Consider the following 18,389-nt stretch of genomic DNA (forward strand, 5'->3'; position numbering starts at 1 on the left):
TACTGCGGTTAAGAGTAAACTCTTGGCTAAAAATCTTCTCACGTTAACTAGTGTGCCAGCTGGACTCGTCTAAGGTGGGGACCATGAACTTTAGTTTGGTGCATCTTCGGGAAAACGTCCGCCGTGTATCGGTCACTGTGGCAATTGGAGCTGGCGCGCTCCTTATCAGTGGACCATTTTTTACTGCTCACACTGCAGAAGCCACAGAAACATATGTCTTGGCTGAATCACCAGAATTTTACCAAGACAATGTCACTGACTACACCGGCCAGATTTCCTCGTCCGATATCACCAACATTCAGGCTGCCATCGATGATGTAAAGGCATCTGAACAAAAGGTTATTTTCGTTGTTTTCCTAAGCTCTTTCGACGGAGTTGACCCTGAAACGTGGACGCAGCAAGCACTCCAAGCCAACGGCGGCGGGAACGTCTTGATTTATGCACTCGCTACCGAGGAACGGCAGTACGGCATCAAAGGCGGGAATCAATGGACCGACGCTGAACTCGACGCCGCCAACAACGCTGCTTTCCAGGCACTTTCCCAAGAAGATTGGGCAGGCTCTGCACTAGCGCTGGCAGAATCAGTTGGTTCTAGTTCTTCCAGCTCTTCGGGCTCGTCCAGCTCTTCCGATTCTTCCGGCGCTTGGCTGGCAGCTGCGGGCGTTGGCACTGCAGCCGCTGGTGGCGGAATTTGGGCATATTCCCGCAGCCGCAAAAAGAAGACAAGTGCTGCAACCTTGGAAGATGCACGCGAAATCGACCCGCGCGACACCAACCGCCTCATGCAGCTTCCCATGGAAACTCTCGAACACCTTGCCCAAGAAGAGCTCACCTCCACTGATGACTCCATCCGTCGCGGAAAAGAAGAGCTCGCTATCGCTACCTCCGAGTTCGGACCAGAGCGCACCCGCAGCTTCAACCGCGCCATGAACCACTCCACCGGCATCCTGCAAAAAGCCTTTGAGATTCAGCAGCGCCTCAACGATTCTATCCCAGAATCCGAAGCCGAACGTCGATCCATGCTGGTAGAAATCATTTCATCCTGTGGCCAAGCCGACGATGCCCTCGACGCCGAAGCCCAAAACTTTGCCGATATGCGCAACCTGCTAATCAACGCGGGCAGCAAATTGGACGCTCTCACCCAAAAATCCGTCGACCTGCGCACCCGCCTCCCCAAGGCCCAAGAAACACTCGCTGGCCTGCGCACTCGCTACTCAGCAGAGGTCCTTGAAAGCATCGACGACAACGTCGACCTCGCCAGCGCTTCGCTCGACGAAGCAGAAGAAGTCCTGCCACAGGCGTACGAGATAGAGTCCATGCCCGCAGGCGAGCAGGGCGGGCTTATCGACGCGATCCGCCACATCGAGCACGCCATCACTACCGCGGACAAACTCCTCGAGGGCGTCGAGCATGCCGATGAAAACATCTCCACAGCCAAAGCAAACGTTGCCGATCTGATCCAAGAAATCTCAGACGAAATCAACGAAGCCGGCCAACTCAAACAAAGCGCAGGAGCCGACGGTGCCCGTGCCGACTGGGCCTCCCTCGACGATGCTGTCCGCGCAGCCAGCGCAGCACTAACCACCGCATCAGCAGACGCCGAAAAGGATCCGCTCGGAACCTACACAGAACTTGTCGATGTCGACTCCGCCCTCGACACTCAACTTGACACACTTCGCGCCACCGCAGCTGATCAAGCCCGCCAGCTACGCGTATTCGACCAACAGCTGCAATCTGCAAGAAGCCAAATCCAAAAGGCCGAAGACCTCATCTCCACCCGCGGTCGCATCGTAAAATCCGAAGCCCGCACCCACCTGGCCAACGCACAAAAGCTGTACGCCATGGCACAACAAAACCGCACCCGCGACACCCGTGCAGGAATTGATTACGGACGTCAAGCAGCAGTCGCAGCCCAACGCGCCAGCAAGTCAGCACAAAACGACATCACCACCTACAACAATCGCCACAATTCCGGTGGCGGAACCACCGGTGCGATTGTCACCGGCATGGTGATCAACTCGATTCTCAACAGCGGCCGCGGTGGCAGTTTCGGTGGAGGCTTCGGTGGAGGCGGTGGCGGCTTCAGCGGTGGTGGCGGTGGCGGAGGAGGGTTCCGCGGAGGCCGCTTCTAGCCTGAAACGAGCAAAACCAAGTGACCGAAGAGACCTCGCATAGGACATTTTCGGTCACCTGGGATGGCAGCAAACTTGAACTTGGCTCAAATTAGTGCCGAAGGCGAGTCAACGACCCTAATCCTCCACTTCTTTAGATGAGATAGAGGTCTTTACGGAACGATTTCCTTCACACCGAGGGCAACTTAGTGCGGAAAACCAATGATTCACCAGCCCAAACATCCTGGTCAGGGTGCCAATGTGATCTTCCACAACACAAAATGAGCAAAGTCATTACACGGCGGTTTAAACGGTTGGGATCGTGGAACGGGTATTTGCGTCGGTTAGTGGGTGGGAGGCTCTTAAACGCGATTCTGAGAGGGCACTTTCTGGGCCTCCCAATGGGAATTTTCGGCTGAAGTTGGAGGGGGCTGCATTTTGAGGCCAAACGCCGGTTGGGGAATGGGGATCTTGGTTTGATATTGCAGTATCGGCGCCGGAAAGTGTTCATTTAAGGCCAAACGCGGGGTCGGCATAAGCAGTCTTGGTTCGAAACGAACGTGGCCTAGCTGACTTGGCTCAAATTAGTGCCGAAAGCGAGTCCACGACCCTAATCCTCCACTTCTACAGATGAGATAGAGGTCTTTACGGAACGATTTCCTTCACACCGAAGGAAACTAAGTGCGGAAATTGGATCCTTCAAAGGAAATGATCCCCCGGCTACAAAAAACAGGTGGAGGGGTGCGTCGATAAGCAAAAAGCTTTTAAATTTTCGGCCGGCGCACGGCCGAATCCACCAGGACGCACGCCCAGCTCAAAAATACTGCGTCGACGAACGGCAACGCCTCGCTGCCCGCGGTGCCCACAATGAATTCGACTTTACCGCTGGTCATCGGGCGAAGCCGCGCCACTTCCACCCCATTGTTGGTGATCAGGCGTTCTTTACGCCACGGCGACACCCTTTTTAGCGAATACGTCCGGCGCCCGCACACCGCAGTGAGATCCCCCACAGTGAAAGAACTCTGAGTCATCGTATAGACCTCACCCCCGGACAGTGTTGCGCGGCAACGAAAACGCATGGTGCCGGGGGTGGATTCGATGAGTAGTCGTTCGCGATCCACGTAGAGGACGTCGGAGCGAACGTCGGCGATGACCTCGCCGGACTCGTCGAAAAGTTCATTACCGAGCCACACCCATGTTTCTTCTGTGTGGCTACCGAAGATGCCTGCTTTGGGGCGCTGAGCGTCTACCATTGCATGGTCCTTTTAGCTGAAAGTGAGGAAAATAATGATTGGCGTCAAAATGATCAAAAACAGAGTCAGTCCCCAACTGGAGCCCAACATGCGGGATTCCAGAGTTTTCCGAGCAACCCACGACAAGAAAATTTCCTGCTCCTGGGTGACTTCTACGTCAGGCTCAAACTCCACAATCGCGCGACGCACACCGTTGTTCATACCGGTAAACTGAGCGACTTTATTCTCTTCAGAATCGTCGATAATCCAATTGTTTTTATCTTCATTAACAGCAGCCATCGCGGTGCCGTCCATGTCGATTTCAATCCGCTTGGACTTGGTAAAGGTCTTCTCACCTGCATTCGCGCTGAACACACGACCATCAGGAAGCTTGGCAGTTGCCGTTCCATCAATACTGAAGGACAGTTCCCACTGCTGCTCATCAACCGTTGCGGTGGTTTCAAATGATTTGCTGGGAACTTCACCGAAAGTGGCTAAAACCTTTTCATCAGCACTATCAGTGGTGCTGCGAAGTAGGTTAATAAAAAGCTTCCCGTCATTCTTGAAACGCTTGCCCCAAGACGTATAGGAGGTCACAATCAGATCCTTCGAAGTCATGCGAACAGAATAGCACCGGCCTGTTAAGCCGGTGCTATATGTTGCTGCGATTACATTCGCCTTAGCGAATTATCGCTCTATTGGTTGCCGTTTAGCAGCCGATGAGGCGCTGAGCCAAGTAACCCTGCAGCTCATCAAGTGGAACACGAACCTGCTCCATGGTGTCGCGCTCACGCACGGTCACAGCGTTGTCCTCGAGAGAATCAAAGTCAACGGTGACGCAGAATGGAGTACCGATCTCGTCCTGACGACGGTAACGGCGACCAATCGCACCTGAAGTGTCGTAATCAACGTTCCAGAATTCACGCAGCTCTGCTGCGAGCTTTTCCGCCAAAGGCGTCAAAGTGTCCTTCTTTGACAGCGGCAAGACCGCAACCTTAACCGGCGCAAGGCGACGGTCAAGCTTCAGAACAACACGCTTATCGACGCCACCCTTTGAGTTTGGTGCCTCGTCCTCGTGATAAGCATCCATCAGGAACATCATCATTGCGCGACCAAGACCTGCAGCAGGCTCGATTACGAAAGGAATCCAACGCTCATTGGTCTCCTGATCGAAGAATGACAGGTCCTCACCAGAGCCCTCAGAGTGCACGCGAAGATCGTAATCAGTACGGTTCGCGATACCCTCCAACTCGCCCCACTTGGTGTTAGCAAAGTTGAATGCGTACTCAATATCAACAGTGCGCTTGGAGTAGTGAGACAGCTTCTCCTGAGGGTGCTCGTACAGACGCAGGTTCTCAGGCTTAATGCCCAGGTTGATGTACCACTGCAGGCGAGTATCAATCCAGTGCTGGTGCCACTCTTCGTCCTCACCAGGCTTGACGAAGAACTCCATCTCCATCTGCTCGAACTCACGAGTACGGAAAATGAAGTTACCTGGGGTGATCTCGTTACGGAAAGACTTACCGATGTTCGCGATACCGAAAGGTGGCTTCATGCGTGAAGTGTTCATCACGTTCTTGAAGTTCACGAAGATACCCTGAGCAGTTTCAGGGCGCAGGTAGTGCAGACCCTCTTCATCGTCCACAGGTCCCAAGAAAGTCTTCAGAAGACCAGAGAACGCCTTAGGCTCAGTCCAGTTACCTGGCTGGCCGGTCTCTGGATCGTTGATGTCAGCCAAGCCGTTTACAGGTGGGTGACCATGCTTCTCTTCGTACTGCTCCAGCAGGTGGTCCGCACGGTAACGCTTGTGGGTGTTCAAAGACTCAACCAGTGGGTCAGTGAAGACCTCAACGTGGCCGGAAGTTACCCACACCTGGCGAGGAAGGATGACAGAAGTATCAACACCCACAACATCTGGGCGGGAAGTAACCATAGAACGCCACCACTGGCGCTTGATGTTTTCCTTCAGCTCCACACCCAGCGGGCCGTAGTCCCACGCAGAGCGGGTACCGCCGTAGATCTCACCACAGGGGTACACCAGTCCACGTCGTTTACACAGGTTAACCACGGTGTCGATGATCGATTGCTGAGCCACGTCGGATGCTCTCCTCCACGTCGAATGAAAAAATAACCGTCCCTTTTAGGACATACCCAACCAATTCTAGCCCACCTAACGATGTTGCTTCCGCTGACCCCGTCATTTTGCGGTCTTCGTGATGTAAACTAGTTCTAATAACTATTTTTTCATTTCCCTCATAAAAGGTTTATATAGAAGGTAAAATAGCAAGCGTGCTAGATCCATTCCAGACCTAGCCTAAGGACGGAAGGACTTCCCCGTGGCTCAACACTCAAATCGGAATTTCGTCACCCCTGCAGAAGAGTCCGAATCCACAGCATCAGCTGAGCTTCAGAAACTTGCAACAGCAAAAAACATCAAAGCGATCAGCCTGCTGATTAGGGCACTAGATTCCCCCTTGAGAATCGAAATCATCCTAGCCCTCAATGAAAGGCCCCACTACGTCCACGAATTGGTCAAGCTATAGCTCTCCCAAAACAAAAGCTTCCTGATTAGCGTGTTTGACCACTGATCCACCCGTGGCTCAACACTCAAATCGGAATTTCGTCACCCCTGCAGAAGAGTCCGAATCCACAGCATCAGCTGAGCTTCAGAAACTTGCAACAGCAAAAAACATCAAAGCGATCAGCCTGCTGATTAGGGCACTAGATTCCCCCTTGAGAATCGAAATCATCCTAGCCCTCAATGAAAGGCCCCACTACGTCCACGAATTGGTCAAGCTATAGCTCTCCCAAAACAAAAGCTTCCTGATTAGCGTGTTTGACCACTGATCCACCTCGCCGGGGTTGTTGACTTTTCAACTATGGTCGCAGCCCCGAAAATTGCCCTCACCGACGAGGAAATCACCATCCTCAAAAGCTACAAACGCTCCCGATTCAGCCTCGTCCAACACAAGGCAGAAGCACTCCTACTGCTCAACGGCAACATCGACATTAACTTCATCGCAGACTTTTTAGACCGCCGACCCTCGACCGTGACAACGTGGGCGAAAGACTACCAACGCATCAGAATGGCCAGCCTCTACACCGGCCACGCAGCCAACACGAATGCATCCAAACTCACCCTCACACAACGCCATGAGATAGCCACAGTGTTATCCACACCGCCCTCTGCACAGGATATCCCCGCCCAGTTCTGGACCGTGCCACACTTAAAAGACTGGATAACCAGCCAGTTTGATGTCATCTACGACTCTGACACCACCTACCACCTGTTACTTCGCCACGCGGGCCTAAGCTTTAAATATCCCCAGGTCTTCGATAAACGCCGCGGCAGTGACGCAGAAATCAACGCCCGGATGTCCCAGATCCGTGACGAGATCGCAGAAGCACTTAATGATCCAGGCCAGGTGGTTTTTGCTGCTGATGAAGTCCGCATCGAACATGAAGCAGAAGTACGCAAAGCTTGGGTACACATAGGCCAGCCCACCACCTTAAGTGTGGATCGTGTGCGTCAGGCCCAGTCCTATATTGGGTTTTTATCCCAGACCACCGGTGAGGTGGATCTATTGCGGTTGGAGTGGCAAAACACTGAAACCATCATCGAGGCACTCACCACCTTAGTGGGCAGGCATCCAGGGAAAAAGATCACCGTGGTGTGGGATAACGCGAGGTGGCATAGGTCGAAGAAACTCCGCGAGCATCTTGGGGAGGGCAATGCGTTGGCCAACGTGCACCTGGTGTGGTTGCCACCGTATGCCCCGGATCATAATCCGATTGAGAAGGTGTGGAATGAGGCGAAAGCAGCGATCAGTAACCGGCAGCGGCTCGTGTTTGAAGACACGGTGGTGGGGTTCGAGACATTTATCGGTTCATCGACTTTTTCCTACCGGATCTGACTTGCTGGGTGAAGCTTTTGTTTTGAGAGAGCTATAGTAAAAAGTTCGCAACCACTAGTGAGCCAGCACCTCAAAGTCCTTAAAACTGCAGGTATCGTCGACGCAGAACGTCAAGGCCGGCAAATGACTTATTCACTTGCCGAACCACTCGTCCTCGACATACTTCTCCTGGCACTAAACGCAGGGGTTGACACATCTGGGTAGACTATCGAAGTACATTTTGTGTCATTGAGGAGGATCAACGGTGGGTATCAATCGCATCAGCCAAGGCTCTGCCCCGAAGCTGGGAGTGCGAAGCACCAGACAGCGAAAAGCCGTAATTGACGTTCTTGAGGAAATCGATAACTTCGCTTCCGCCAAAGAAATCCATCACGAGCTATCCACCAGGGAACACAACGTCGGCCTCACAACCGTCTACCGAACCCTCCAATCCCTCGCCGACATCGGAGCAGTCGACGTACTTACCGTAACGGGTGGAGAAACTCTGTACCGCCAATGCCACGACGAGGGACACCACCATCACCTGGTCTGCACCAATTGCGGTCGCACAGTCGAAATCGATGGCGGTCCAGTAGAGACATGGGCACAGGAAATTGCCACTAAAAACGGCTTTGCTCTCAGTAGTCACGAGGCTGAAATCTTTGGACTTTGCACTGATTGCAAGGAAGAAGTTACGTAGTTCAAGGACATATGAAGCTGTCGAACATGTGAGTGCTCGACAGCTTTTCCATTTCGAAAAATAGCCTTGTATTCGAAAATTTGATCGGGTATGGTGGTTGGTATTAGCACGGGGAACTAAACGGGAAAGGGGGAAGACACCATGAGCATCACCACACACGTCCAAGCACTGACCACAGCACTCAACGCCATCGACAACCATTTGGCCAGCATGCTTGACCATGGTGTCACCCCAGACCAATACAAGGCCATTGAGCCCGACCTCATCGCCCTAGAACACACCATCAACCACCACGCCACCATCGCCGCCCAAACCACAGCCCTCGCCGAACGCACCAACGCCGCCCACACCATTGGCTCCACCCACCTCATCGACTACCTCACCACCACCTTCGGCCTATCCAAAGCACGCGCCCACCACCGCATCAATCTCGCCCACTCCCTCTACCCCATACCGAAGCCAAACTCTGGATCTGGCAACGGCGGTAATGGTGGCAATCCCGATGGCGGTCCTGATGGTGGCGACTCGGGTGATGACGACTCCGGCGACGATGACCCCGACCCTGAACCGAACCCTGACGATGGGAAAGGCAAGCCCGATGATGATGGTGATAAGCCTCGTGGGCCACGGATCAGCGCGGAAAAACACGCCATCATCACCGACGAACTCGCCCGCCTCAACCCGAATACCACACCCAGCGCCGAGGAGCTACGCACCCAAGCCCTGAGTCAAGCGATCTGGCGCACCCCAGAAGACCTCCGCACGTGGCTACGCCACCACGTCACCACCGCGAACAAAAACAACCCCAACCCCATCACCGCCATGGGCAGGCGCCACCTCTCGGTAGGTAAACCCGATGCCGACAACATGGTCCGCATCAGCGGCCTCGTCCCTGCTGCCACCGCAGCACTGATCACCGCGAACACCGCACCCTTAACCAAACGCGGCAACCTCGTCGATACCCCAGCAGCAGAAGACATGCGCACCCGAGGGCAACGCCATGCGGACGCGTTGCATCACATCATGGAGATCTACAACCACGGTATTGTCACCCCAGCTCGTGGTGGAACAGCCAGCATCATCATCTCCATGACCACCGATGATCTTGACGAGATCAACCACGGTGATCATGGCGATGGGAGCATATTGAATAAGCTGTACCCCACGAACACAGGCTATTCGTTGAACTTGGCGGAGATCATGAACCTCATCGCTGCGAAATACGACTTCGCTGTGCTCTTAGACGGCGCAACCGGGCAGCCGTTGAACGTCAATCGGATGCAGCGCTCAGCCAACCTGACTCAACGCATCGCGTTGTTTGCCTCTGAGTTGGTGTGCTCGGCACCCAATTGTGATCGCCCGCAGTTAGAGTGCGAGGTTCATCATTTAGATCCCTGGATTCGGGGTGGGTTGACCAACCTCGTCAACCTCACACATCAGTGTTTTAATCACCACCCCCGCAACGATGACACTCGCAGTGGGGTCAATGGTAAAGGGTTTATGGACCGCGATCCCGTTACTGGCAGAGTAGGTCACTATCCGGTTGGTGGTGAGGGGCCGGTGTTTAACCGGTCGGCTGCTGCTGATCGTTCCGGTGGTGCGTGGGCCAGACGTAAACATCATGGCCCACCACCCGAACCGCCGAGCCCGCCGGATCCACCTGGTCCTGAGCCGGATCCTGGTGATGAGGGCAGATTGTTCTAGCCCTTGTTATTGCTGAGTTGTTGTCATGTTGTTGTGCCCGCTCAGTCACCCCAGTGTGTCTGATACCGGGCACACCCATGCCCTGCATCAACATACCGACAAGCCAGCACACCCCGAACTGGCCAGCCGAGCCCGGGCCGCCTGCAACCTGACGTCGAGAAGCAAGAGCTTTTAAAGGATCATGCCGAACAGGAGGCCGAGCACGTAGGTGACCAGCGCCGCGCCGTAGCCGATCGACAGCTGACGCACCGCGCGGATTCCCGGTGGCTTTCCCGATAGCAGGCCGGTGGTCGCGCCCGTTGCCATCAGTGATAGTCCGACGACGACTAGGGACACCACTGCCCCGGCGAGGCCTTCCATGCCGAAGACGTATGGGACGATCGGGAGGAATGCGCCGATGGCGAAGGACAGGAAGCTGAATGTGGCGGCCGAACGAGCGGAGCCGGCGCATTGGATTTCGGTGCTGCCGAGGACGTTGTCGCTGATGCGTTTTTGGTCGCTGATTCTTTGGAAAACCTGTGACGCTTTTGCCCGCGCTTCGTCTTCGCTCATTCCGCGGGCTCGGTAGACGAGTTCCAGTTCGTTGGATTCGACGTCGAGGGCGTGGAGGGCTTCGCGGGCTTTGGGGTCTGGGAGGGAGGCGTCGAGAAGCTCTGTTTGGGAGCGCACTGAGATGTATTCGCCGGCGGCCATGGATAGCGCGCCGGAGAGCAGACCGGAAACACCGGTGATGAGAACAATTTGGGCGGGCACGCCGGTGGCCATGACACCCATGACGAGGGCGACGTTGGAGACCAGGCCGTCGTTGATTCCGAATACGGCGGCGCGGAAGTTGCCGCTCATGCGTTCTCTGCCGCGACTGGCTAGGCCTCGAACGACTTCGGCGTGGATGCGTTCGTCGGCGCTGATTTGGCGGGAGGCGTCGGCATCGTCGTCATAGGGGCTGCGCGTTTCGGCGGACTGCATGAGTGCCAGGGTGAACACGGAGCCGAATCGGCGTGCTAGAAAACCGAGCAGGCGGGTTTTGACGTCGGCTTTTGGTGGGTTTTCAGCATCAGGGCCGAGCTTTTCCACCCAGTAAGCGGCGTGCCGGTGTTCAGCGTCGGCGAGCGCTAGGAGGATGTCTCGCTCTTCGCCTTCGCGTCGTTTGGCCAGGTCGCGGTAGGCTGCGGCCTCTGCTTGCTCATTGGCCAGGTATCCGCGCCAGCGTTTGATTTGGGCTGGCGTCGGCTGGTTGGTGGGCATTATGCGCTTCCGAATCTGCGATCCCGCTTGGCGTATTCCAGGACCGCGTCGTACAGATCTTGCTGCGTGAAATCAGGGAACAGCTTGTCTTGGTAGACCATTTCCGCGTAGGCAGACTGCCACAGCAGGAAGTTTGACGTGCGCTTCTCACCGGATGGGCGCAGGAACAGGTCGACGTCTGGCATGTCAGGTTCGTCGAGGAAGTTCGGGAAGGTCTTCTCAGTGATTTGTTCCGGGCGCAGTTTGCCTGCAGCTGCAAGGCGGGCGATGTCGCGGGCTGCGTCGATGATTTCGGCGCGTCCACCATAGTTCACACACATGGCCAAGGTCATGGTGGTGTTGTCTTTGGTTAGCTCTTCCGCAGTTTCCAGCTCACGGATAACCGAGCGCCACAGGCGGGGACGACGGCCAACCCAACGCACACGAACGCCCTTTTCATGTAGGTCATCGCGTTGTCGTCGCAGCACATCTCGGTTGAATCCCATGAGGAAACGGACCTCATCGGTGGAACGACGCCAGTTTTCAGTAGAGAAGGCATAAGCAGAAAGGTACGGAACACCAAGTTCAATGCATGCATCAACAACATCAAGCAGGACTGCCTCGCCACGCTTATGGCCTTCGGTGCGCTTCATGCCGCGCTCGGTAGCCCAGCGTCCATTTCCATCCATGACAAGCGCAATATGCTTGGGTAGGAATTGGGCAGGGATTTCGGGTACTTGGAATTCACTCACCTAAGCTATTCTGCCATGCAAACTATTTGTGTTTGCCATTTAGCCTGATCTCAGGGTCTGGAGGGGCTGCAGTTCAGCCAGGCACCTCGGCCTTAAAGCCGGACGCCTAAGCCTAAGCACTAGGCCTGATCCAGCACCGCCAGCGTGGGCAGCTTTCTTTCAATATGCCACTGCAGATGCGCGGTTGTCAGTTGGTGAATGGTGGTTTGCTGCTCTGGGTGTTCCCGGGGAATGCGGGCTGCTTGGCCGTTGGCGACCAACCACATCATGTGTAGTGCTTCTGGTGGGACTTCGGCGCTTCCCGGCGGTCGGCAGTACAGGCACACTGCCCCGCCGACGCCTGGGTGGAATGCGTTGTGAGGTCCTGGTCGGCCGCAGGCTGCGCAGTCGAAAAGGCTTGGTGCCCAGCCGGCATGGTTCATGGCGCGGAGCATGAACTCGTCTAGGTTGAGGATGGGTTCTGGGGAGTCCTGAATGTTTTTCAACGCCCGGGTGGTTTCTTCAAACAGGTGCGGATCGTTTTCCAGTCCTGCGATGTGGGTGGCGATTTCCAGGATGGCGGACGCACAGGAATACCGAGTGAAGTCCTCGATGATGCCTGATGCGTAGTAGCCGACGGTGTCCGCGCCAGAGATGGTGGACAGTTTTCTACCTGGGTAGAGCTGCACGTCGAGTTCCACAAAAAGCTGCAGCCTTGACCCAAACCGGGATTTGGATCGGCGTACTCCTTTGGCAACTCCGCGCACGATGCCGTGGTCTCGGGTGAGCAGCACAATAATGCGGTCGGCTTCGCCAAAATCATAAGTTTTGACTACTAGCGCGCGGTCCCGAAAACTGTCCCTACGCATGAACTCACCCCCTTAAAGCTAGAAGCCCAGGCGGTTCAAAGCCTTTGGATCGGACTGCCAGTTCTTCAGCACCTTGATGCGCAGGTCAAGGAATACGTTTTGGCCGAGGATCTTGATGATGTCTTGGCGTGAGGTGTGGATGATGCGCCCCAGGCGCTGTCCCTTGTGTCCGACGATGATGTCTTTCTGACCAACACGCTCGACGTAGATGATGGCGTGCACAGCCAGGACACCGTTGCGTTCTGGGTCTGGCAGGATTTCATCAACCTCAACTGCGACGGAGTGCGGCAGTTCATTCTTCAAGCCAGACAGTGCTGCTTCGCGGATGGCTTCCGCGATGCGGGTGTTGGTGTCCTCATCGGTGATGTGATCATCCGGGTAGAACTTGGGGCCTTCAGGCAGCAGGTCGGTCATGACCTTAATAAGCGTTTCGACGTTTTCCCCCGAGGTGGAAGACACTGGGACTACCTCGCTGTTTCCGCCGAGCAGCTCATGGACAGCCATCAGTTGGGCCGCAACCAAGTCACGTGAGACGCTGTCTGCTTTGGTGATGATGCCGAGGATAGGAGTTTTAGGCGATACCTTGCGGACTGCTTCAAGGATCCAGCGGTCGCCAGGACCAATCTTCTCGTTTGCTGGAACGGTGAAACCGATCAGGTCGACGTCAGCGTAGGTGTCTTTAACTGCTTCGTTGAGGCGCTCACCCAGCAAGGTGCGTGGGCGGTGCAGGCCTGGGGTGTCCACGACGATGATCTGTGCGTTGTCGCGGTGGACCAAGCCACGGATTGGGTGGCGGGTGGTTTCTGGCTGGTTTGCGGTGATGGCGATTTTCTCGCCGACCAGCGCGTTGGTCAGGGTGGACTTGCCGGTGTTGGGACGTCCCACGAAGCTGACGAAGCCGGAGCGGAAGCCATCAGGGGTATCGGTAAAGCTCATAAATCCTCTTTGAAAGTTTGGGATGATCGAACCAGCCACTTCTTGGCAAAAGGGCCGGTTTCCTTGGACGTCCCAGCATAGTCCCCTACTGCTGTAAAAAACTAACCTTCGTTGTCCTCGCTGGGCTCGCCAACTTCTACGACTGCTGAATGCATGCGCAAACGACCCCGGCGGTTCTTGGCTCCCTCGGCGGTGAGCTTTAGTCCGCAGGTTTCCACCGTGGCACCCGGCAGAGGCACTCGGCCAAGTTCAAAGGCAATAAGGCCACCGACAGTGTCGACCTGATCTTCAATTTCATCACCGAATTCGATTTCTAGGTCGAGTTCTTCTTCGATGTGGTCTTTGAGATCTTCCAGCGAGAGTCGGGAGACCACGCGGTAGGTGCGGTCGCCGATTTTCTCGATGGGGGCTACTTCGCGGGCGTCGTATTCATCAGCGATTTCACCGACGATTTCTTCCAAAATATCCTCAATGGAAATAAGACCTGCCACGCCGCCGTATTCATCAACCAGGATTGCGATGTGTTTGTGGTCTTCCTGCATTTCCTGCAGCAGCGCATCAAGGGACTTGGAGTCTGGCACGAAGGTAGCTTCGCGCATGACCTCGTCTACAAGCACAGACTTTCCGCCATCAGTGGCGTAGTAGGTTTTTTGGACCAAGTCTTTGAGGTAGACGATGCCGATGATGTCATCGACGTTTTCACCGATGACTGGGATGCGCGAATGACCAGAGCGCACGCACAGCGCGGTTGCTTGCCCGGCTGTTTTTCCAGATTCAATCCAGATCATTTCAGGACGCGGCACCATCACCTGGCGAACCGTCGTGGATGCCAGGTCGAACACCGACTGGATCATGCGGCGCTCTTCAATTTCCACGATGCCGTGTTCTTGGGCGATATCGACCATCTCACGCAGTTCCACTTCAGTGGCGTAAGGGCCGTTGCGGAAACCTGGGCCGGGCGCGATGATGTTGCCGATCCAGATGAGGCCACGTGCAATGGGGCCAAGGATTTTAGCTAAACCGCTCAGCACGACTGCGGAGCGAAGCATCACTGAATATGGGTTTTTGCGGCCAACGGTGCGGCCAAACACGCCCACTACTGCGAAGGTCAGGAGGGAAACCACCACGATGGCCAAGACGATGCCCCACGCCCAGCTGTCCATCACATTGACTGCGATTGCCCCGGCGAAGACTGCTGCGGAGGCATCCAGCAAGGTCCGCAACATGATGAGCATGTTGATGTGGAGTGCGCGTTCGTCGATGACTCGCAATAAGGACGCGGACCCGGAGGCTTCATCCTTGAGCATTTGTTCAACGCGGGCGCGGGAAACAGAAGAAAGCGCAGATTCAACTGCACCTAATAAACCGGAGAAGAGCAGCGCAACGACAGTGGCGATGCTCAACCATATAACTGAGGATTCCACCTAGGACTCAACGCCTCCAAAGCCAGAGTCATCCGCTTCCATCTTTTCGTCCAATTCCAGACGATCAGCAGCGGTGGGGAATGCACCGGCGCCGGATGGTTTTGGCTGGTAGGTGACGCCGCGGGCTTCGACGTTGTCGTACCAATCGGCAAGCAGCTCGTTTTGAAGGGCGAACATTTCACGCTCTTCGGCTGGATCGACGTGGTCGTAGCCAAGCAGGTGCAGGCTGCCGTGCACGGTCAGCAAAGCTAGCTCGTGGGCTAAGTCGTGGCCTGCTTTGGTCGCTTGCTTTGCCGCGAACTCTGGGCACAGCACAATGTCTCCCAGCATGGCGGGGCCGGGGGTGGCGCCGTCGGGGCGGGAGTAGCCGGGGGTGAGCTCATCCATCGGGAAGCTCATCACGTCGGTTGGGCCTTCAAGATCAAGCCATTTCACGTGGAGATCGGCGATGGTGTCGAGGTCGACGATGTGGATGGATGCTTCGGCGTCGGGGTGGATGTCCATTTCCCCGAGTGCGAAGGAGAGGACATCAATGAGCATTTCTTCATTGACGCCGTCGTATCCTGATTCGTTGAATACTTCAATGCTCATGGCCGTGTCTCCTGGCGTTTGCGTTTCAATTCGCGGGCCTCGCGTTCTTCATAGTCTTCGTATGCATCCACAATGTGTCCAACCAGTTGATGTCGGACCACGTCGGATGAGGTGAGCTCGGAGAAGTGCACATCGTCTACTCCGCGCAGGATGTGGCGGACCAGGCGCAGGCCGGACTTTTGGCCTCCTGGGAGGTCCACCTGGGTGATGTCACCTGTGACTACCATTTTGGAACCGAATCCCAGGCGGGTGAGGAACATCTTCATCTGTGCTGGGGTGGTGTTCTGGGCTTCATCCAGGATCACGAATGCATCGTTGAGGGTGCGTCCGCGCATGTAGGCAAGTGGGGCGACTTCTACGATGCCGGCTTCCATGAGTTTTGGAATGACTTCTGGTTCGACCATGTCGCGCAGCGCGTCGTGAAGCGGGCGCAGGTAGGGGTCGATCTTTTCGTTCAGGGTGCCGGGCAAGAAGCCGAGTTTCTCGCCGGCTTCCACTGCGGGGCGGGTCAAGATGATGCGGCTGACCTGCTTTGATTGCAGCGCTTGGACGGCTTTTGCCATGGCCAGGTAAGTTTTACCGGAACCGGCTGGGCCCAGACCGAACACAATCGTGTTGGTATCAATCGCGTCCACGTAGTGCTTTTGGCCAAGCGTCTTAGGGCGGATCACTTTGCCACGGCGAGCAAGGATATCGCCGGTCAAGATTTCAGAGACGGTTTGCGGCGTCTCCACGTTAATCATGCTGATGACATTTTTTACTGTCTCAGGGCTAATCACATGTCCTCGACGGGCAATCGCCTGCAGTTCCTCAAATATTTTCGAGGCGCGGGAGACTTCGTGGGCTGGCCCGGTGAGTTCCACGCGGGTGCCACGCACGTGAATATCGCAATCAATTTGATTGTCCAACACACGCAGGTTTTCGTCGTTGATTCCTAAAACGGTTTGCGCGAGCGTGCGTTCTAGATTGAGGACAGTGGTGATTACTTCTGTGCGGGTTTTTCGCGGGGCAGTCACAGTACTAGTTCGGCCTGCTTTCGGAATGTTCAAGAAAGGTTATGTCAGAGAAATGTTACCAGCGGTCAGACAGCACGCCGATAGCTGCGAGCGCCACCATGCCTGCGGAGGCAGTGCGCAACACCTCAGGGCCCAGTTTCACGGTGTGTGCGCCAGCGTCGACGAAGCGTGAAATTTCCGATGGCGCGACGCCACCTTCGGGTCCGATGATCACCACGACGTTGCCGGAAAATTCCAGTTCACGGATCGCGGCGGTTGCTTCTTCGTGCAGGATGATGGCCAGGTCGGATTCGTCGATAAGCTTTTCGACGCCCTCCTCCCCCACTACGCCAAGAATTTCAGGGATCGTTGCGCGCCGCGATTGCTTGGCGGCTGCTTCCGCAGCCACCTGCCATTTAGCCAGTGATTTTGCTTCCTTGCCGCCCCATTTTGCTACGCAGCGCGATGCTTGCCACGCAACAATCCGATCGGCGCCAGCTTGGGTGAGCAGGTCGATGGTCAGCTCGGAACGCTCTGATTTGGGGATAGCCTGCACGATGGTGACCTGTGGGTTCGGTGCGGGGATTTCCTCGACCAAATCCACCACAGCGTTCAGGCGGTCTTTGCCCTGCAAGGCGGTGACCGTGCAGGTGCGCGCTGTACCCCGGCCGTCGATAAGCGAAATCTTTTCGCCTACCTGGATCCGTTTGACGGTGACGGCGTGCCGGCCTTCCGGACCGGCGAGCTCAATGGTTTCGCCTGGTCCGGCTGCGGAATCAGAGATAAATACTGGCAGTGACATTATTTGCGGAACTTGTTTCGGAGCTTGTCAAAGAAACCGGATTCTTCTCCGCCTTCGCGATGCACGGAAGCGTTGTCGCTGCGATGGTTGCGGATTTCTTCAAGCAATTCGCGCGTGCGGTCATCCAAATCGGTTGGCACAAATAGATCGACATGCGCCATGAGGTTGCCGTGGCCTTCTGCGCGCAGCTTCGGCATGCCTTCACCATCCAAGGTGATCACATCGTTGGGCTGAGTACCTGCAGGGATGGTGATTTTCACCTCTTCGCCGGTGAGGGATTCCACGTCCAATTCGGTGCCAAGCGCTGCATCGAACATTGGAACCTTGATGCTAGCGTGCAGATCGTCGCCATCGCGGGTGAAGATGGCGTGCGGGCGCACCATGACTTCAATGTAGAGGTCACCCGCAGGACCGCCACCAGCGCCAACCTCACCTTGGCCTGCCATGCGGATGCGCATGCCGGACTGGATGCCAGCTGGGATGCTAGCCACGATGTCGCGGCGAGCACGCACACGACCATCTCCTGCACACTCGGTGCAAGGATCTGGGATGATCTCACCGGTGCCATCGCAGGTGTGGCATGGGCGGGACGTCATGACGTTGCCCAGGAAGCTGCGCTGCACTTCCTGAATTTCACCAGCGCCATTACAGGTGCCACAGGTAACAGGCTTCTTGTCGGATGCAGATCCAGAACCATGACACTTGGTACACAGCACTGCGGTGTCAAGGGTGAGATCTTTCTTAGCGCCCTTGTAAGCCTCTTCCAAGGTGATGGAGGTGCGCCACAAGGTGTCACTGCCTGGCTGCACGCGGGAACGTGGTCCACGGGAACCGCCCGCGCCACCGCCGAAGAAGGCATCGAAGATATCGCCCAGTCCACCGCTGCCGCCGAAGCCTCCACCGAAGCCACCAGCGCCAGCTCCGCCGCCTTGCTCCATTGGGTCACCGCCCATATCAACAATGCGGCGCTTATCCGGATCAGTGAGTACCTCATGCGCAACAGAAGCCTCGCGGAATTTCTCCGCTGCTTCCTCACCTGGGTTTACGTCCGGGTGGTATTTGCGGGCAAGCTTTCGGTACGCCTTTTTGATCTCTGATTCGGTTGCATTGCGATCGACGCCGAGAATGCCGTAATAGTCACGTGCCACGGTGGGTGATACTTCCTTTAGCTTCTAAA

17 protein-coding genes and 1 pseudogene are annotated in these 18,389 nt (G+C 55.8%); 5 read left to right on the forward strand and 13 right to left on the reverse strand.

Annotated features, from left to right (window positions below):
* Positions 1–83 precede the first annotated feature (83 nt).
* Positions 84–2,132, forward strand: a complete 2,049-nt coding sequence (locus KW808_RS11295; protein ID WP_003859550.1) for a TPM domain-containing protein — start codon at positions 84–86, stop codon at positions 2,130–2,132.
* A 743-nt stretch (positions 2,133–2,875) separates the two neighbouring features.
* Here KW808_RS11295 and KW808_RS11300 read toward each other — a convergent pair.
* The 3 genes from KW808_RS11300 to KW808_RS11310 form a co-directional block, all read right to left on the reverse strand.
* Positions 2,876–3,364, reverse strand: coding sequence for a hypothetical protein (locus KW808_RS11300; protein WP_003859548.1), 489 nt, complete (start codon positions 3,362–3,364; stop codon positions 2,876–2,878).
* A gap of 12 nt (positions 3,365–3,376) precedes the next feature.
* A complete protein-coding gene (locus KW808_RS11305) occupies positions 3,377–3,961 on the reverse strand; it encodes a hypothetical protein (RefSeq protein ID WP_011015006.1) in 585 nt (194 codons plus the stop codon).
* 91 nt (positions 3,962–4,052) lie between these two features.
* Positions 4,053–5,438: a glycine--tRNA ligase gene (locus KW808_RS11310; RefSeq protein ID WP_003857047.1), complete on the reverse strand. Its 1,386-nt coding sequence runs from the start codon at positions 5,436–5,438 to the stop codon at positions 4,053–4,055.
* A 784-nt stretch (positions 5,439–6,222) separates the two neighbouring features.
* On the opposite strand from KW808_RS11310, the gene KW808_RS11315 reads away from it, so the two are divergent.
* Together KW808_RS11315 and KW808_RS11320 are read left to right on the forward strand one after the other, a co-directional pair.
* On the forward strand, positions 6,223–7,257 hold the full coding sequence (locus KW808_RS11315; protein ID WP_034983405.1) for an IS630 family transposase: 1,035 nt from the start codon (positions 6,223–6,225) through the stop codon (positions 7,255–7,257).
* Between the two features lie 33 nt (positions 7,258–7,290).
* Positions 7,291–7,461, forward strand: a pseudogene (locus tag KW808_RS11320) (ArsR/SmtB family transcription factor); the annotation flags it as partial.
* 34 nt (positions 7,462–7,495) lie between these two features.
* On the opposite strand, the gene KW808_RS11325 reads toward KW808_RS11320, so the two are convergent.
* Positions 7,496–7,630: a hypothetical protein gene (locus tag KW808_RS11325; RefSeq protein WP_256971048.1), complete on the reverse strand. Its 135-nt coding sequence runs from the start codon at positions 7,628–7,630 to the stop codon at positions 7,496–7,498.
* On the opposite strand from KW808_RS11325, the gene KW808_RS11330 reads away from it, so the two are divergent.
* Both KW808_RS11330 and KW808_RS11335 read left to right on the forward strand, forming a co-directional pair.
* The gene (locus tag KW808_RS11330) at positions 7,577–7,936 is read left to right on the forward strand and encodes a Fur family transcriptional regulator (protein WP_230582021.1); all 360 of its coding nucleotides are present in this window, start codon (positions 7,577–7,579) and stop codon (positions 7,934–7,936) included. The two genes, KW808_RS11325 and KW808_RS11330, sit on opposite strands and share 54 nt — an antisense overlap.
* 141 nt (positions 7,937–8,077) lie before the next feature.
* Positions 8,078–9,640, forward strand: a complete 1,563-nt coding sequence (locus tag KW808_RS11335) for an HNH endonuclease signature motif containing protein (RefSeq protein WP_499652104.1) — start codon at positions 8,078–8,080, stop codon at positions 9,638–9,640.
* A gap of 171 nt (positions 9,641–9,811) precedes the next feature.
* Here KW808_RS11335 and KW808_RS11340 read toward each other — a convergent pair whose 3' ends face one another.
* The 9 genes from KW808_RS11340 to dnaJ form a co-directional block, all read right to left on the reverse strand.
* Entirely contained in the window at positions 9,812–10,885 is a 1,074-nt protein-coding gene (locus KW808_RS11340) for a VIT1/CCC1 transporter family protein (RefSeq protein ID WP_003859467.1), read from the reverse strand.
* Positions 10,885–11,616 carry an isoprenyl transferase gene (locus KW808_RS11345; protein WP_034983842.1) on the reverse strand — a complete coding sequence of 244 codons (732 nt, stop codon included), beginning with the start codon at positions 11,614–11,616 and terminating at the stop codon, positions 10,885–10,887. The genes KW808_RS11340 and KW808_RS11345 overlap by 1 nt, the downstream gene beginning before the upstream one ends.
* Before the next feature lie 119 nt (positions 11,617–11,735).
* Positions 11,736–12,464, reverse strand: coding sequence for a DNA repair protein RecO (recO, locus tag KW808_RS11350; protein WP_003859464.1), 729 nt, complete (start codon positions 12,462–12,464; stop codon positions 11,736–11,738).
* A gap of 18 nt (positions 12,465–12,482) precedes the next feature.
* On the reverse strand, positions 12,483–13,400 hold the full coding sequence (gene era, locus KW808_RS11355) for a GTPase Era (RefSeq protein WP_011015011.1): 918 nt from the start codon (positions 13,398–13,400) through the stop codon (positions 12,483–12,485).
* A gap of 101 nt (positions 13,401–13,501) precedes the next feature.
* The gene (locus KW808_RS11360) at positions 13,502–14,824 is read right to left on the reverse strand and encodes a hemolysin family protein (protein ID WP_003859459.1); all 1,323 of its coding nucleotides are present in this window, start codon (positions 14,822–14,824) and stop codon (positions 13,502–13,504) included.
* Entirely contained in the window at positions 14,825–15,415 is a 591-nt protein-coding gene (gene ybeY, locus KW808_RS11365) for an rRNA maturation RNase YbeY (protein WP_003859457.1), read from the reverse strand.
* Positions 15,412–16,398 (reverse strand): PhoH family protein, encoded by a 987-nt coding sequence (locus KW808_RS11370; protein WP_230471495.1) that lies wholly within the window; start codon positions 16,396–16,398, stop codon positions 15,412–15,414. The genes ybeY and KW808_RS11370 overlap by 4 nt, the downstream gene beginning before the upstream one ends.
* A gap of 88 nt (positions 16,399–16,486) precedes the next feature.
* Positions 16,487–17,212 (reverse strand): 16S rRNA (uracil(1498)-N(3))-methyltransferase, encoded by a 726-nt coding sequence (locus KW808_RS11375; protein WP_011015014.1) that lies wholly within the window; start codon positions 17,210–17,212, stop codon positions 16,487–16,489.
* The gene (gene dnaJ, locus KW808_RS11380) at positions 17,212–18,360 is read right to left on the reverse strand and encodes a molecular chaperone DnaJ (RefSeq protein WP_003859451.1); all 1,149 of its coding nucleotides are present in this window, start codon (positions 18,358–18,360) and stop codon (positions 17,212–17,214) included. Before dnaJ ends, KW808_RS11375 begins: the two co-directional genes overlap by 1 nt.
* Positions 18,361–18,389 lie beyond the last annotated feature (29 nt).

This window comes from [Brevibacterium] flavum (assembly GCF_019317305.1).
Lineage (GTDB): Bacteria > Actinomycetota > Actinomycetes > Mycobacteriales > Mycobacteriaceae > Corynebacterium > Corynebacterium glutamicum.

What these genes read in the sequence shown, in the direction of transcription:
- KW808_RS11305 (WP_011015006.1), bottom strand. Translation starts at nt 3,961, where the DNA reads ATGACTTCGAAGGATCTGATTGTGACCTCCTATACGTCTTGGGGCAAG.
- KW808_RS11315 (WP_034983405.1), top strand. Translation starts at nt 6,223, where the DNA reads ATGGTCGCAGCCCCGAAAATTGCCCTCACCGACGAGGAAATCACCATC.
- recO (WP_003859464.1), bottom strand. Translation starts at nt 12,464, where the DNA reads ATGCGTAGGGACAGTTTTCGGGACCGCGCGCTAGTAGTCAAAACTTAT.
- ybeY (WP_003859457.1), bottom strand. Translation starts at nt 15,415, where the DNA reads ATGAGCATTGAAGTATTCAACGAATCAGGATACGACGGCGTCAATGAA.
- KW808_RS11340 (WP_003859467.1), bottom strand. Translation starts at nt 10,885, where the DNA reads ATGCCCACCAACCAGCCGACGCCAGCCCAAATCAAACGCTGGCGCGGA.
- KW808_RS11295 (WP_003859550.1), top strand. Translation starts at nt 84, where the DNA reads ATGAACTTTAGTTTGGTGCATCTTCGGGAAAACGTCCGCCGTGTATCG.
- KW808_RS11335 (WP_499652104.1), top strand. Translation starts at nt 8,078, where the DNA reads ATGAGCATCACCACACACGTCCAAGCACTGACCACAGCACTCAACGCC.
- KW808_RS11375 (WP_011015014.1), bottom strand. Translation starts at nt 17,212, where the DNA reads ATGTCACTGCCAGTATTTATCTCTGATTCCGCAGCCGGACCAGGCGAA.
- era (WP_011015011.1), bottom strand. Translation starts at nt 13,400, where the DNA reads ATGAGCTTTACCGATACCCCTGATGGCTTCCGCTCCGGCTTCGTCAGC.
- KW808_RS11300 (WP_003859548.1), bottom strand. Translation starts at nt 3,364, where the DNA reads ATGGTAGACGCTCAGCGCCCCAAAGCAGGCATCTTCGGTAGCCACACA.